The 15,629-nt window shown below is 47.7% G+C and carries 8 protein-coding genes; 3 read left to right on the top strand and 5 right to left on the bottom strand.

Going from position 1 to position 15,629, the window contains the following annotated elements:
* Nucleotides 1–205: 205 nt before the first annotated feature.
* Nucleotides 206–1,711 (bottom strand): arabinosylfuranosidase ArfA, encoded by a 1,506-nt coding sequence (gene arfA / locus FS818_RS16210; protein WP_145333183.1) that lies wholly within the window; start codon nucleotides 1,709–1,711, stop codon nucleotides 206–208.
* A 181-nt stretch (nucleotides 1,712–1,892) separates the two neighbouring features.
* Between arfA and FS818_RS16205 the strand changes: the two genes are divergently transcribed.
* Nucleotides 1,893–2,813, top strand: a complete 921-nt coding sequence (locus tag FS818_RS16205; protein ID WP_397351786.1) for an ArsR/SmtB family transcription factor — start codon at nucleotides 1,893–1,895, stop codon at nucleotides 2,811–2,813.
* A gap of 217 nt (nucleotides 2,814–3,030) precedes the next feature.
* Here FS818_RS16205 and FS818_RS16200 read toward each other — a convergent pair whose 3' ends face one another.
* From FS818_RS16200 to FS818_RS16185, 4 genes are all read right to left on the bottom strand, one after another.
* Nucleotides 3,031–3,858, bottom strand: coding sequence for a C40 family peptidase (locus FS818_RS16200; protein ID WP_145333181.1), 828 nt, complete (start codon nucleotides 3,856–3,858; stop codon nucleotides 3,031–3,033).
* Nucleotides 3,859–4,398: 540 nt separating this feature from the next.
* Nucleotides 4,399–7,674 (bottom strand): glycoside hydrolase family 48 protein, encoded by a 3,276-nt coding sequence (locus FS818_RS16195; protein WP_145333180.1) that lies wholly within the window; start codon nucleotides 7,672–7,674, stop codon nucleotides 4,399–4,401.
* 96 nt (nucleotides 7,675–7,770) lie between these two features.
* The gene (locus FS818_RS16190; RefSeq protein ID WP_260989889.1) at nucleotides 7,771–10,692 is read right to left on the bottom strand and encodes a glycoside hydrolase family 9 protein; all 2,922 of its coding nucleotides are present in this window, start codon (nucleotides 10,690–10,692) and stop codon (nucleotides 7,771–7,773) included.
* A 337-nt stretch (nucleotides 10,693–11,029) separates the two neighbouring features.
* Entirely contained in the window at nucleotides 11,030–12,766 is a 1,737-nt protein-coding gene (locus FS818_RS16185) for a methyl-accepting chemotaxis protein (protein WP_260989888.1), read from the bottom strand.
* Nucleotides 12,767–13,134: 368 nt separating this feature from the next.
* Between FS818_RS16185 and FS818_RS16180 the strand changes: the two genes are divergently transcribed.
* Together FS818_RS16180 and FS818_RS16175 are read left to right on the top strand one after the other, a co-directional pair.
* Complete coding sequence (locus FS818_RS16180) at nucleotides 13,135–14,160, top strand: LCP family protein (protein WP_145333179.1); 1,026 nt, start codon at nucleotides 13,135–13,137, stop codon at nucleotides 14,158–14,160.
* A 116-nt stretch (nucleotides 14,161–14,276) separates the two neighbouring features.
* Nucleotides 14,277–15,518, top strand: coding sequence for an acyltransferase (locus FS818_RS16175; RefSeq protein ID WP_145333178.1), 1,242 nt, complete (start codon nucleotides 14,277–14,279; stop codon nucleotides 15,516–15,518).
* Nucleotides 15,519–15,629 lie beyond the last annotated feature (111 nt).

The raw sequence follows: 15,629 nt of genomic DNA, 5'->3' as shown, positions 1-15,629 counted from the left end.
CTACTCGGGAACAAAAAAACGGTATGCGAATATTCGCATACCGTTTTTTATTGCACGTTGGTTATATCTACCAACTTTAGACTCGCCGTAACTCAGGTAGAGCCTACTTAAACACGAAACACTTGTATTGCCTCAACCTTATCTTACGTCAACCTTGATGCAATTCAGTAACCTGCACGCCACCCATTAAACCACTGCCAGCCTCTTATTGCACCTTCAAACGAATTACGTTCCAGGATGCTTTCGCCAGACTCGCGGTGATCAGCGTATCGGATACTACTGCTCCTCCGCGATTGTGTGGAACAACATTGTTAGGCTGTGCCGCGGTATTAGCCGCTTTGAGGTCATCGGCTTCCAGAACGATATGCTCGATCAGACTGCATTTGCCAAAACTGCGCAGATCCACTTCAAGCGGCAGCGACTCTTGCAAGTGACGATTGACCGCAAACACCGTTACTTCTCCCTGCTCCTCGTTATGCACTGCAATGCCTTCCAGATAAGGAACATCCGTAATTTCTTTCGTATCATATTTAGGTGACTGAATCAAAGGTACAAGTGCCGTGCCACGGCCGTATACAGACGCATGCATAAATGGATAGAAGATGGTCTGTCTCCATGATGCTCCGCCCGTTTCCGTCATAATCGGAGCAATTACGTTGACGAGTTGCGCCAGACAAGCCATTTTGACCCGATCCGCATGTTTGAGCATACTAATCAGCATACAACCCACCAAGAGTGCATCTTCGTGATTATAAATATCCTCCAACTGTGGTGGAGCAATCTGCCACGGGTCCATCTTGGAATCATTCTCATGGGAGTGATACCAGACATTCCACTCATCAAAGGACAGATACATCGTCTTTTTGCTGCGTTTCTTCGCTTTGATATAGTCACATGTCGCTTTCACTGTATCAATGAAACGATCCATCTCCAACGAGCGTGCAAGGAAGGTTGGCGTATCATTATCCGGATTACCATAATACTGGTGCAGAGACAGATATTCTACATCATCATACGTATGATCCAAAACTGTTGCTTCCCAGTCCGGGAATGACGGCATGCCCAGGTTTGAGCTTCCGCAAGCGACGAGTTCAATCGTTGGGTCCGTCCACTTCATCACTTTGGCAGCCTCAACGGCTGTACGTCCATATTCTTCAGCGGTCTTATGCCCAATCTGCCAAGGTCCGTCCATTTCGTTGCCCAGACACCATGTTTTGATACCATGTGGCTGCTTATATCCATGTTTAATCCGAAGATCACTGTAATATGAACCTTCCGGATGGTTGCTGTATTCCACGATATTACGGGCAGCATCCGCACCGCGTGTTCCAAGGTTAACCGCCATCATTACTTCGGAGTTCGCCTGTTTGGCCCAATCCACAAATTCGTTAAAACCAAATTCATTGGTTTCAATCGTTCTCCATGCCAGATCCAGCCTGCGCTTACGCTCAGATACCGGTCCAACGCTGTCCTCCCAATTGTAACCGGATACAAAATTACCGCCAGGATAACGTACAATCGGCACATGAAGCTCCTTCACCATTTCCAGTACATCTGTACGGAACCCCTGCTCATTGGATGAAGCATGGCCCGGCTCATAAATTCCGCCATATACGGCACGTCCCAGATGCTCAATAAACGACCCATACAAACGCTTATCCACTTCGCCAATTGTAAAATCTTTATCCACCGTCATTTTCGCTTTTTCCATAAATGATCTCATCTCCCCAAGATTAATATAAAAATTAATTGATATTCTATGGATCAACGTTCATATTTATATTAAAATCGATAACAACACATATTTCAACCCGAAATTCGAAAAATATTATTCTTTTCACTGAATTTATGTTTAACTTAATTCTATACATGAAATTGGAGGAACAACTGTGATCAGAGCAAATACCGACGCCGAATGGCTCCCTTTATATGAAGCACTTGCCAGTGAAGTTCGGCTACAGATTATCCGCCTTGTGGCTGAGACACCAATGAATGTGAAAGATATTGCCGCTTCGCTTGGACTGAGTAGTGCGATCGTCACCATGCACGTCCGCAAGCTTCAAGATGTCGGCATCATTCAATCCAAAATGGTACGCAAGGATGGCGGCACACATAAAATGAACAGCCTGGCTGTCGACTGGATCGGCATCTCCATGCCTCAAGAGACCGGAACATCCCGCAAGTTTCACGAGGTGTCCATCCCTGTCGGGCACTACACGCATTTTGACGTATATCCTACTTGCGGTTTAGCGACATCTGATCATGTCATTGGGCAGTATGATGATCCTCGTTATTTTTTGGACCCGGACCGAATGCATGCTCATATCTTGTGGATGGGACGCGGATTTGTCGAGTATAAAATCCCCAACTACATGTTGACCGGGCAGCACATTGACGCCATTGAGTTGTCTCTGGAGATCGGATCAGAGGCCCCTTCCGTTAACCCAAACTGGCCTTCAGATATTACGTTCACCCTGAACGGCATTCGTTTAGGGGAATGGACCAGCCCGGGTGACTCCGGCAATGGTCGCGGCATATTTACGCCTGACTGGTGGAGTGATATCGTGAATCAATATGGCATGCTCAAAGTGTTGCGTATAACGAATGAAGGAACGTTTATCGATGGCCAACATCTGTCCAGCGTCACACTCTCAGACATTCCAGTGGAGCGTAATCAGTGGACGTTGCGCCTTTCTGTGGAGGAAGATGCACGTCACGTGGGTGGAATGACGCTATATGGTGAGGGATTCGGCAACTATAACCAAGACATTTTGTTCCGATTGTTCTATCACGATGGAATAGCGCCTTTGTAAAACAAGTAAAACAAAGCACAAAAAAACACCTTTCATTTGCCAAAAATAACGGTCAAATGAAAGGTGTTTGATTTATGTGCCACTTGCACCAGTTGGCGCAGCCTGGCTGTTGCACACATATCATACTCGAACTTGGCTATTCTATGTGATCAGCCTTACCAGGTGCTTTGCTCCATCTCTGACTAGCCGTGAGCCAGCGGATAAACCAGTGCTTGTCCTACAACGCACTGCCTCCGAACAGGAAGCGGGATTCCCAGTGCTTGCCGGCAATATCACTAACCGTCACACCGCCGCCAGCGTTGGAGTATGTATGCAGTATTTTACCGTTACCCAAATAAATACCCGTATGTGTAATCGTCGCCCGAGATTTGTTCACGCCACTGTAGGCTGATGCAGAAGTGCCTTTGTAGGACATAAAGTACATCAGATCACCACGTTTCAGGTTTTTCCAATTCGTAGTGACCGTACCTTTCTTCTTCACATAGTCTCCTTGTTGGCGTGAGTCCGCCGGAAGTGTAATTCCAAGTCCGTCAATAAAAGCTCGCCGTACAAAGCTGGAGCAGTCAAACGCTGCCGTACTGTCGCGATCCGCAGCATATTTATAAGGTGTCCCCAAGTATTTCATTCCGGCCGCAATAACCTTCTCTACTGCAACACTTCCCTGACTTGTTGAACCCTGATTAGATCCCGAGCCGCTTGAACCGTTAGTCGTGCCCGTATTGCCTGTTGTTGATCCACTGCTTATTGCTTGTGTGTATTTGGATGAAGACGAGATATAACCTGTCCGATTAGAAGCATCTTTGATTCTATACCAATCCGATCCGGATTGCTCAAGCACAGTTAATGTTTCTCCTTTGGAAACCATACGAATGACTTTACCAGATGACGTTGGTGAGGTTCGAAGGTTTACACCCCAGATGACTTCTACTTTCGATTGATCTGCCGCTGCCGCGGATACCTGTCCTGTGAGCGTTGCTGTTGTCAGACTTCCCATCAGCATTGCTGCTGTTACACTTGCCGTAACAATGGTATTCTTCCAGTTCATGATGTCGTGTCCCTCCGGATATTACAAAATTTTAACCAAGAAGCCACCTTCCCGGCTCGCCTTATTGTAAACGGGCATTCCCTAACGTTCATCAGCCCAAAGTCCTGCTAGGGTTTAGACAAGTGTGAGCACTAAGGATCAGGGAAAACGTTCTTCGACTGGAAAAATAGAGCATACCCTACACGGAATGAACGGTTAAATTTTTGTAACTAATTGATATACCTTAGATTTCCACGTTTTGGTCAGGCAGACCTTGGCTACACACGCATGCAACCTATGCACTAGATTTTAATTTTTCTCGTCACCCAACTGGAAAACATTACCACGTTTCATTGCAGTTTAATCTGGAATCCCTCTTTCACAAATGAAAATAAATGGATTTAACTACGTAAGCACAAGAAAAAACCGGGGATTTCTCCCCGGCCTTTCATCGGAAGTATAATTAGCAGCAAGTTTGAATAAAGATCAGGCGTTCCGTTCCCGGCCCAATTCCTGAAACTAACCCTTTTCCTTCATTCCATGCTCCGCTTGCTGATTCAATTATGGCTCCATTCCCCATACCTTCACGCCATCCTGGTATGCCGTTACTTTCGTCCACGCACCAAATGCGGTTTGGGTAGCAGCAAAGGAGTAATCATTCGATTGATCAAAATTCGTCCAGTTGTTTTTGGAGGAACGTGTTTGAATGACTCCTGTCTCAGCGCCAGCCGCCAAACTACCTGCACCGGCAGTAAAGCTGATCTCCAGATACGTATCTGCGGTTCCTTTTGCCGGCTCCACAGCTACGAATTTGCCCTGCACGTTGGCACTGCCAACCTGTGCGTAGTCACACCAGAAGCTCAGATCAGCGGCACTATCCTTCGTAAAATAATAACGAAGCTTCACTTTGCTCAGATCGACGGCCGTTGTACCTGTATTCTTCACATTGAATTGTGGTGTAAGAGAGTTGCCTGAAGCACCCGAGCCTCCATTGCGATACTGCACTTCAAGTGTTCCGGTGGAGATCGGAGCAGCCATTGGTGTCAGCACAATTACATTCGAGTTCGTCTGTCCATCGGCATTGATGGCAACCACTCTGTAGTTGTAAGCCGTACCATTCACTGCTGTTGCATCGGTATACGTCAGTGCCGTCAGCCCTGTCGCAAGATTGGCATACGCACCTGTACCTGTCGAACGCTGCACGTTATAGGTTGCCGCTCCGGTTGAAGCCGTCCAGTTCAGCACGGCTTTTGCATCACCTGCTGTTCCACTCAGGGTAAAGGCTCCTGGTATAGCGACTCCGGCCTGCGGTGTTGCTGTCACCTGCGCAGATGGCGCGGACTCACCAGCACTATTTACAGCGGTAATGACATAATAGTATGCTTTTCCATTCGTCAGTCCGGTGTCTGTAAACGTAATACCGCTAACACCAGTTGCTACAGAAGTATACGGGCCACCGTTCACTTCGGCACGTTTTACCGTATAGGAAGTTGCTCTCGCCGCAGCATTCCAGTTCAATACCACTTGTTTGTCACCGCCGGCAGCAGTTACGCCTGCAGGAGCGGCAGGTGCTTCCACGCCTGGTGTTTCGCTGTCACCAAGGAGACGGTCGAACTCTCCATAAGCGGTAGCCATATCAACCTGTGACCAAAAACGGTGATACGTAAAGGTCGGTGCACCATTTTCCCACTGCTTCGTGGTCGGATTGTAAGATGTTTTGTACTTGTTCTCCAGATAAGCCCAAGCCGGATCTTGCTTGATTGCAGGACGCAGATCGGAGTATCCGATGTACACGCCATTTCCGCCTTTTGCCGGATCGGAAGGTACGCCTGCGGTGCCTGGAATCGTATTACCTTGACCGAACGTCCCCGTCCAGTTCGCCGGGAGATAGATCTCTTTCGCGAAGTAACGGAAGTAATCCTTACGCTCTTCCTCTGTAACGATACCTACACCGTCATTGTAATCCCAAGCTGTATCGAGCAACGTCTGAGCCAAGTCTTTGGCTTCCTGACCTTTCACACTCAGCGTACCGTTCTCTGCCTCCGTTCCGGCTGCGAAGAACGTCAATGCTTTGATATAACTTCCCAGTACTCCTGTATCCTGTACTGGATCTTTGGTAATGGCATGGAAGTTTGGATTATTCGTATAGGTGCTGAATCCATTCCATTTATCCGGCTGTCCTTGCCATTCCTGACCACCTGGAATCCAGAACTCGCCTGGAGCCGGAGTCGTTGCTACCTGTACATTCGTTCCGCCGAGAATGCGCTGTCCTGCAGCATTCAAATAGTAGCCTTGAGCATCCGTTACAGGGCGCTCACCAGCAAACACATAATCTTTGGTCCAGTCCACCCATTTTGTAATGACCTGTTTAGCCATTTGGAAGTTTTCAGAGGTCAGGTCACCGCTCTCTGCCAAGATGTAATACATCTCCGCCACACGCTCCAGCGGCCATGCCTGGAATCCGAACCACGTGTTGGAATCCGGGTCACGATATACTGGCGCTTCCTGATAAGCCATATCATAGAACGTGCTCACACCTGCCGGATAAGCCGCGTAGGAACCACCAATGCTATTGGTTGCCCCGCCGCCGACTGCTCCTTCATGGGATTGCAGCCAGGTGTAGAATTCAAGCTGACGTTTTAACGTTGCATTCCAGTCCGCTTTGGCTGTAGGTGACTCTGGAATCAAGCCGCCTGCCGGATCGGACAGGGCATATGCTGCAACCGGGTTTTGATAGGCCTGGTGCGTGTGACTTGCCCCAATACGCCATGCCCAATCCCCGCCTTGACCCAATCCACCGCCCCATGACGTATACCAAGCCATGAGATACATGTTGGAGTCTTTACCTGTACCTGGGGTTGGTGTACCGTTCTTCGCACTTCCAACCTTCTGGAAATACTTATCGTACATGCCATACCGCAGATAGTCGCCCATCTTCTTCGCTTTATCAAGATACTCCGTATTGTTATAGCCCATCTCTTTCGCCCAGTACAGTACCTGTACTGCACGCGCATCCGCATCGGTTGCATTGGTATAACGCCACTGTGCCGATGGAGCCTGATTTTCCTTCGTAAACAGACTCATGAACCCTTCGCCCGCTTTACCGAATGATTTATCATCCTGGGATGGATGAGGAACAGCCTCCCACACGGACTCCTGCTCCCCACGCTGGAACGTATTCACATACGTTGTTGTATGGGAAGGATTCAACAGATTTCCGTATCCATACCAGTCATCCACGTCGATCAGCCAGTGCATCAGATACGTCTGATTATTACCATAGGTTGCCTTGAGCTCGGCATCGAGCGGGTCCTTACCTGCTGCATACTGACCATTCAGATTCGAAGGATACTGGTCCGGGAATGGTTTTTCCGCTGCATATGTTGCCGGACTGTTCGGATTATAGAAGCTCATCGTTGGCTGCTCTTCCTTGCCGTCCCCTTCGTTCACCGGAATAATGTACTTCTCCATGTTATCCCAGGCCGCTTCCAGTTTGCTCCAATCGCCTGTGTAGTGACCATACATCGTCTCTAGCCACAACCAGTAACTGTACGCCTCCGACGTAGACATATGTCCATAATCCGGTGCTTCACTGAGCAACGTTTCTATGGAGTGATACGGAATGCCTTCTGGAGAAAAATATCCGTTCGCCGGGTCTTTTAATTGACCGTATAATTGCAAAAAGCGAGCTTCATTCACGCCATCGGCCTGAATTTCAATCGCCTGATCGGCAGCATGTGCCGTTTCAGGTCCTGCCCAGAGCCCCGTGTATCCCGTCAGCATGACGGTTCCTGCCAGCATGGCAGTTAAACTCTTTTTTGCAGCTGTTTTCAACATGAATATATACCTCCCTGGAATAGTGGAAATTCAATATCAATGCTGCTGGTCTGCCCATGCTGTTTTTTGGCCTCTTGCCTGTCAAAGTTCTTTGCTTTACGGCTCCAGTCCCCATACTTGGGTACTGCCTTGATACGCGGTCACTTTGTTCCATGCAGCAAAAGCAGTCTTGGAACCATCATAGGAGTAATCATTGCTCTGATCGAAGTTACTCCAGTTATTTTTTGAAAAACGTCCCTGAATCACACCCGTTTCTGCTCCGGCTGCCAAACTTCCCGCTCCAGAGGTAAAACTGATCTCCAGATACGTATCCGCCGTTCCTTTCGCCGGGTTCACGTTCACAAACTTTCCTTGCACATTCGCCGTACCCACCACGGCGTAATCACACCAGAAGGTCAGATCCTCTGTGCCATCTTTGGTAAAGTAGTACCGGATTTTCACCGTGCTCAGATCGATAGGCTGTGTGCCGGTGTTCTTCACATTAAACTGAGGGGTTACCGCATTGCTCGAATTCCCGGACCCTCCGCTTCGATACTGCACTTCCAGCGTACCTGTGGACACAGGCGGTCCGGATGGTGTCAGTACAACCACGTTAGATAACGATTGCCCATTTGCGTTTACGGCAACAATGCGGTAATTGTACGAAGTTCCATTAAGGGCTGTCGTGTCCGTGTAGGTCAACACCGTTAGCCCGGTCGCTACATCCGCATACGTACCATTGGCAGCAGCACGTTGTACCTTGTAACTGGCAGCTCCAGATGCCGCTGTCCATGACAGCACGTTCTGATTATTTCCTGCTGTTCCACTTAAGATAAGCGTACCTGGCACAGTTGAAGTTGCCTGCGGTGTCCCGACCACTTGAACGGAAGCTGGCGATTCCCCGGCTGTATTGACAGCGGTCACCACGTAGTAGTACGTCTTGCCATTTGTCAATCCTGTGTTGGTGTAAGTCAATCCATTTACACCTGTCGCAACGGTTGTGTACGGGCCTCCGCTAACCTCGGCACGCTTTACCGCGTACGATACAGCCCCGGCAGAGGCAACCCAGTTCAGCGTCACCTGATTGTTGCCAGGCGAAGCTTGCACTCCAGAGGGTGCGGCTGGAACAGTCACAGGTGTAACGCCCGGCTCCTGTCCAAACACCTTCACTCCGGCATCATAGACAGGAATATAGTTGCTTTTCACCGGAGTACCTGTCGTCAGGTTTTGGTATGAAGGATCATTCGCTGGATTCCATGCCCCTTGCGGTCCGGTAATCCGGAACTGAACTTCCTTGCGGTAATTCCCCTCTCCTCCCGGATAAATTTTGGTATTACTGAAGTCCGCTGTAATCGCATAAATCCGTTTGGCGGCATCCACGACGACAGGTTGAGAAACGGTTGCACCTTCAGTAGAGGATACCGTGACCTGAACATCGGATACGGTGCGTCCTGCGGCATACACTTCACTCAAATCGAGGAAATATTTGAAGGAAAGCTGATCTCCCATTCGAGCAGGCCAACCTGAGCGGTTGTTAAGCAATGCTCGGATTTCCGTATAATTGGTGCCTGATGACCGAACAGCAGCTTCTACAAAATACTCGTCACCTTTGACTTCAGGAGCAGGGAAATTCGCCAGAGGTTGATGATTCTGTCCATAGAGCAGATTCATCTTGGCGAGTGCACCCGTGAATCCAGCATTATAATCCGTCGCCACCTCATTGCTCACATAGTCCGAGATATCGTCCGTATATTGATCTGACGCATTTGGTCCTCCCACCATGGCGCCGTATAAAATATGACGGTGATTTGCCGGAATATCTTCATTGTTCATCCATGAACTATGAGCGGTACGATGATGCGGATGCTGTGGCGGATTTTTTCCGTATCCCACAACATAACTGCTCTGACGAGGATTATCTCCTAAAATGTAATTCATCTGTGAAGTCGCAAAATTTTGATATCTGGATTTTTTCACAGGGTCACTAACCCAATCGGAGTACACGAATGCAATAAATGCTGCGTTCGCCGTATATCGGAGTGAACCCCACTGATCCAGCCACGCCAATCCGCCCGGGGTGTAGGTCACACGCCCTCCGTTCGTGCCAACCGTCCAGTAATCGAGATTGCGCTCGGTTGATTGGATGAACTTTGTTGCCTCTGGCATGTTCAAACCGGAGGTGATTCGGGCAAGCAGAATCTGGGCACCGTAATGTTTACTGTCCCAGCCCTGTGTCCAGGTATAAGGCCAGTTCGCGGAACCTCCGGTTGTAGACCACCGATCTGCAGCTGCCATCGCCTTGGACAAGTAAGCGTTATCATTAGTGGCTAAATAAAGCCATGCTCCGCCCCATGCAAGCTCATCCTCATATCCCGTCCACGAATTATAAAATGCAGCAGCGTCGGTAATACAATCGGTGTATTTTCCCCGATATGTATCTGCAAAATTGTACAGTTCTTTCGCATGCTGAAGCATCTTCGCCGAGTAGGCTGGATCATCATCCGCAAATACGATGGACGCCGCCGCCAGTGCAGCAGCCGTTTCTGCCGCCAGATCACTTCCCGGACAGGAAGCATCGATCTTGAACGAAGGCCGGTTCATCTGCATCACCTCTGCAGGTCCCCACCAAGCATGATCCGTGTTGCCACCTCCGACTTGTCCCCACAATTCGTTTGGCTTCGTATGCGCTTTCATAAAATAGTCGGTTGCCCACCGGATATTATCTTTGATTTCCTCCAGTTGTCCGGCTTGCTCATAGCCGTCGGCATACTCAACGACAGACCAGGCTAGCATGGTTGCCGAAGCAGCCATTGGAAAACCGAATTTCACATGATCTCCAGCATCATACCAGCCTCCAGTCAGATCGACACCGACATCGGCTCCATCCTGCAATCCCGAGTCACCACGCCATTCAACCCGGTTGTTGGCAGGCAACGGGCCTGAGCGTTGCGCTTCATAGAAGTAAATGGCCTTCTGTAGTGCTTCGGCATAGTTATGATCTCCGGCGGCCGCATCCGCCTGACGTAATCCTGTATTCATAGAAAAGCTCCCTGCGAGAAGTCCTGCCGATAACGTTACCATAGCAACGCGTCTCCACCATCGCCCTTTCATAAATCATGTTCATCTCCTTTTCTCGAAAGTTCCAGATGAATGCTTCCCCATATTCTGAGTGACCGTTCTCCTCTCCATGGTGGTAACTCAATGTAATTTCCACCATTAATTACCATTATAGCCGTTTGTTTGACTTGAAATATCAACATTGGTGACTTCTGGAATAACATTGTTGTGACTTGATTAGCGTGATATGACAAAAAAGGCTGTTTCTACACCGGACATGCCGGGAAGAAACAGCCTTTTTGACGATCTGCTTTTCAATCTATACTTTGAATTTGTTCACTTGTCCCTGCAATTCCTCCGCCATTTTGGATAACAATCCAGCTGAGGAAGCAATCTCTTCCATCGAAGCCAGTTGCTCTTCGGTTGCAGCAGATACGTTGTGTACAGAACCCGCGGCTTCCGAAGCAATATTGGAGATTTGGCCCACGTAACTTACAACCTCATTGGTGCTAGCTGACATCTCCTCCGAACCGGCGGATACTTCTTGAATTTCCCCGGCTACCTTGTTGACAGCGTCGGAAATCTGTTCGAATGCCTGTCCAGCTGCAGCAACCAATTCAATGCCCTCTTCTGTTTCATTACTGTTTACCTTCACAGCCTCTACAGCATGATTCGTATCCTGCTGAATCAGCTGAACAATCTCTGAGATCTGTTGGGCAGAAGCGGAGGATTCTTCCGCAAGCTTGCGCACCTCTCCCGCAACGACAGCAAAACCTCTACCGTGCTCCCCTGCTCTTGCCGCTTCAATCGCCGCATTCAAAGCCAGCAAATTGGTTTGACGAGCAATGTTATTGATTACTTCAGTGATCGTACCAATCTCGGCAGAACGTTCGCCGAGTCCTGTGACCAATTCTCTCAAGGAAGCGATGGAGTTACGAACCGATCCCATCTGTTCAACCGCTTGCTGAATGATTTTGTTCCCTTCCGACGATTGATTCGCCGCGTCCACAGCGGATACGGATACGCTTTGAGCCAGTTCAGCAATCTGTTCTGAACCCAAAGCCATCTCATTCATTGCCTGCGAAGAACGCTTCACGATATCAACCTGATTCGATGTTCCCACAGACAATTCTTCCACCGTTTCGGTAATTTGCTCCGATGCTTTTGCGTTTTGCTCTGCACTTGCGAGAAGCTCTTCGGATGAAGCCGCAACTTGCTCCGATGTTTCCGATACGGATTGAATCATCGAACGCAGATTTTGACTCATGGTATTGAAGGAGGTTGCCAAGACACCCAGCTCATCTCTGTTCTTCAATGTAATTGCCTCACCCGTTAGATCACCGTCAGCAATCGCTGCCGCAGCTTCACTCATTTTTTTAACCGGACGAGAGATCATACTCGCGATGAAGAGGGCTATCAATAAGGATAACAACGTTGCAACGATCGCTACACCTAAAATAATGTTAAAAGCATTCTCAGCTAGCTTGACCGATCCGGCAGCAATTTCTTTTGCTCCGCTATTGCCAAGATTAATTAATTGAGTAATCAGATCGTTGGCTGTATACCACATTGGATAAGCTGCTGTATGTAGCTCGCTAGCCGTAGCATAATCATTTTTAAGACCATAATCGACAAACTCCGGCATTTTCTGCAAATAAGAATCATAATTGCTGGAAAACTGTTCATACAGTTGCTCCGCTTGAGGATCACCATTAATGAAGGTAAGCAGTTGTTTACGCTCATCTTCAAGCTTGGCAAGCAACACTTTCAATGCTTCGTTCAGTTTCTCCGTCTCACTCGGGTTCTGTTCTACAATAATGGCTAGTGCCAGCCTTTCCACATCGGACACATCACCGTTCATAATCCCAAGCAAACTAACACTTGGCATCGAATTCTGGTCGATCTGTCTTGATTTATCAGCCATTGTAAACACTTGTGTTAATGTATACACGCTAACAAAGATAAGCAAAGCCAAAACAATCGAAAAGCCTGTTAATAATTTGCCACGAATCGAAAATTTCACTTTCCCCGATGCGTTACCTCGCATTTTTCCCATGTTTCCACTCCTCCAACTTCCCCCAATAAACTAGTACATCTGTATAATATATCGACATAGATATTCTTTGAGTGAATATGTGAAATCTTAATTTCAAGAAAATTTCTCTTAACAATGAAAAAAGTATATTCAACAGACCATAATTTCAATTGGCTAACAAAAGTAGATATGCACCGCCTGCGGAAGGTCGGAAATCTCCCAAAAAAGTGACGAAACTCCTTAATGAGTGTTCCAACCACAATTAACAAACCATTCGTAAAACAATATTGATTTCAAACGTATTTTCGGAATCAAGGAGGACATTTTACTTTCTTTTTGTTAAACTGGTTTTTGGGGATCTATCAGTTCTACATAAGAAAGGTGAGATTATGATTAAAAAATGGTTATGGGGTACAGCCCTGACCTTGGCACTTGTGGTAACAGGAGTCATTGTCTACTACGGATATTCGATCGTTCATTTTGCCAATAGCATTTCGACCGCCGCATCTAGCGATTCGCCTAATTCTAGTAATGCCTCGAACAGTACGGAAAGCTCCGATACACCCAAAGTGGTCATTCCGAAATGGGACGGAAAAGAGAGAGTGAATATTTTATTGATTGGCGGTGACTCCAGAGGGGATGACGCAGGACGTTCAGACTCGGTGATGGTTGCTTCGATTGATCCCGTTTCCAAAAAGGCCCACTTGTTTTCCGTACTTCGCGACACCTACGTTGACATCCCGGGCCATGGCAAAAGTCGCCTTAACGCTGCCTTCTCCTACGGCGGAGCAGAATTAACCAAACAGACGGTCAGCAACCTGCTCGGTATACCGATTCAACATTATGTCTACACGGACTTTACAGGCTTCATGGCTCTCGTTGATGCGCTGGATGGTATTGATATCGATGTGGAAAAAGATATGTACTACACGAGCAAAGCGGATAAACACATGTATGATATTGATTTGAAAAAAGGACTGCAACATATGGACGGCAAGACCGCCCTCCAGTATGTTCGTTTCCGGCATGATGCAACCTCCGATTTCACACGCACGCAGCGGCAGCGCATCTTCATGACCGAACTTGCCAAGAAGATGCAGAGCACCACTTCGCTCTTTAAAATCCCTGAGATGCTGGAAGCCATTGCTCCTTATATCAAAACCGATCTAAGCCCAACCCAAATGTTGAAGCTCGCTTCACTTGGCTTTGATATTCGCGTGAACGAGATCGACCAGCAACAGATTCCACCGAACAAGTTACTTACCAATGAGCGGGCTGGATCTGCTCAGGTATTAGGTGTGAATGTGCCCAAGCTTCAAGCTTATATTCAAAAGTTATTTGAAGAAGATAACCCTTCTCCTTCCGATGGCTCAGCAACTGGAGAATCACAGGAGGGAGTATCACATCATAATTAGTAAAAGGACGGCTTAGGCCGTCCTTTTTTAGTTCCTTTTTTCGGCATTTAATGCAGCCTTAATGTTTGCAGGGTAGTCTTATATGATGACCCTGGCTACATAAGGGAGGAATGTAAATGAAAAAGCCGAAAATAGCCGAATGGACCGAACTTCGCGGATTAGCTTTTCTGGCTATCGTCATGCAACATAACATTGCTGAATACATCTATCGACCGGACATTGAGCAGCCTGATTCCGTGATGCTGACCATGATTTATCATCTGACAAGGTTTGGCACACCTACTTTTGTATTTCTGTCTGGTGTATTGCTGTTCTATCACCACCGCCATACGAAGCCGGATTATCCCCGCTTCATCCGGAAGCGATTTGGTGATATTTATATGCCTTTCTTCATATGGACGCTCATCTACTGGTTAGCTGTACGTGTGTTTACTCCTACGTTCTGGACTTCCGGTATGCCGGATTTGGGAAGCTTTGTACATGAGTTATTTATACCTCAGACGGGATATCACCTGTGGTTTGTGCTGATGGTGTTCCAGTTTTATATCCTGTTTCCTTTATTTCTCGCGGGGGCTCATGCTGTTCGTAAAAGGCTCGATAAGCTCAAACGTTTGACGCCTAAACAGGTAACGTTAACCATCATACTCGTGGCAGCCCTATTTTATCTCTGGCTTATGAAATGGTCTTATTATGATATGGCTGACTGGATACAATGGTGGCCAGAGCCCTGGTCTAGCATGCTGGAATATCGTTCATATTCATGGCTCATGTATTGGTTCTACTTTTTCCTTGGCGCGGTATGTGCCTGGACGGTGGAAAGCTGGAGGAATTGGACGGTAAGGGCGCTCCCTTGCATGATTGCGGTCTTTGTCGCGATGTATATCTGGATGGGCTACGCTGTACTGCGCGGGTCGGAAGATACGATGAACCTCAATATCTCTACGTATCTAAAACCAAGTACATTCATCAGTATTATGGCTCAGATGCTTATGCTCTACGGTTTTCTTGTTCTGCTACATGGTAAAAACCTATGGTTTCAGCGTCTGCTCACCTGGATTGGGCGCTACTCCTTCGGCGGTTATTTAGTCCATGCATTAGTGATTTATGCCATCGCATATGTAACCAGACCCTTACATCTTAGCGGTTGGCATCTGCCTGTAACAATAATCTCATTCATAGTCACCGTTGTGACCGCTCTTGGCATTAGCTACACATTATCCAAATTGCCAGGCTCTCGTTTCATGGTTGGCTTGACACGTAGCAAGGCTAGGCAAGCTTCTTCTTTTAGTGATCCATTAGCGGGTACTGGAAGACGCCCGAATCAAAATCCGCCCCTTGGATCGGTTTCCAAAAATTAAAACGAAAAGACAAACGGATAGACCTAACACCATAGGCTGGTTTTTACAAAGCAAACAAAGAGCGTTCTCCCCTGCGGAGGACGCTCTTGCATTTCTTTCTCATCTTGCTCA

The sequence above is a fragment of the Paenibacillus xylanexedens genome (assembly GCF_007680605.1).
Classification (GTDB): domain Bacteria; phylum Bacillota; class Bacilli; order Paenibacillales; family Paenibacillaceae; genus Paenibacillus; species Paenibacillus xylanexedens_B.
Note: the sequence above shows the minus strand (reverse complement) of the source record. Positions and strands in the feature narration are given on the sequence as shown.

Bases quoted from the DNA above. Each gene is read 5' to 3' on its own strand.
- arfA (WP_145333183.1), bottom strand. From the start codon at position 1,711: ATGGAAAAAGCGAAAATGACGGTGGATAAAGATTTTACAATTGGCGAA.
- FS818_RS16200 (WP_145333181.1), bottom strand. From the start codon at position 3,858: ATGAACTGGAAGAATACCATTGTTACGGCAAGTGTAACAGCAGCAATG.
- FS818_RS16195 (WP_145333180.1), bottom strand. From the start codon at position 7,674: ATGTTGAAAACAGCTGCAAAAAAGAGTTTAACTGCCATGCTGGCAGGA.
- FS818_RS16190 (WP_260989889.1), bottom strand. From the start codon at position 10,692: ATGAATACAGGATTACGTCAGGCGGATGCGGCCGCCGGAGATCATAAC.
- FS818_RS16185 (WP_260989888.1), bottom strand. From the start codon at position 12,766: ATGGGAAAAATGCGAGGTAACGCATCGGGGAAAGTGAAATTTTCGATT.
- FS818_RS16180 (WP_145333179.1), top strand. From the start codon at position 13,135: ATGATTAAAAAATGGTTATGGGGTACAGCCCTGACCTTGGCACTTGTG.
- FS818_RS16175 (WP_145333178.1), top strand. From the start codon at position 14,277: ATGAAAAAGCCGAAAATAGCCGAATGGACCGAACTTCGCGGATTAGCT.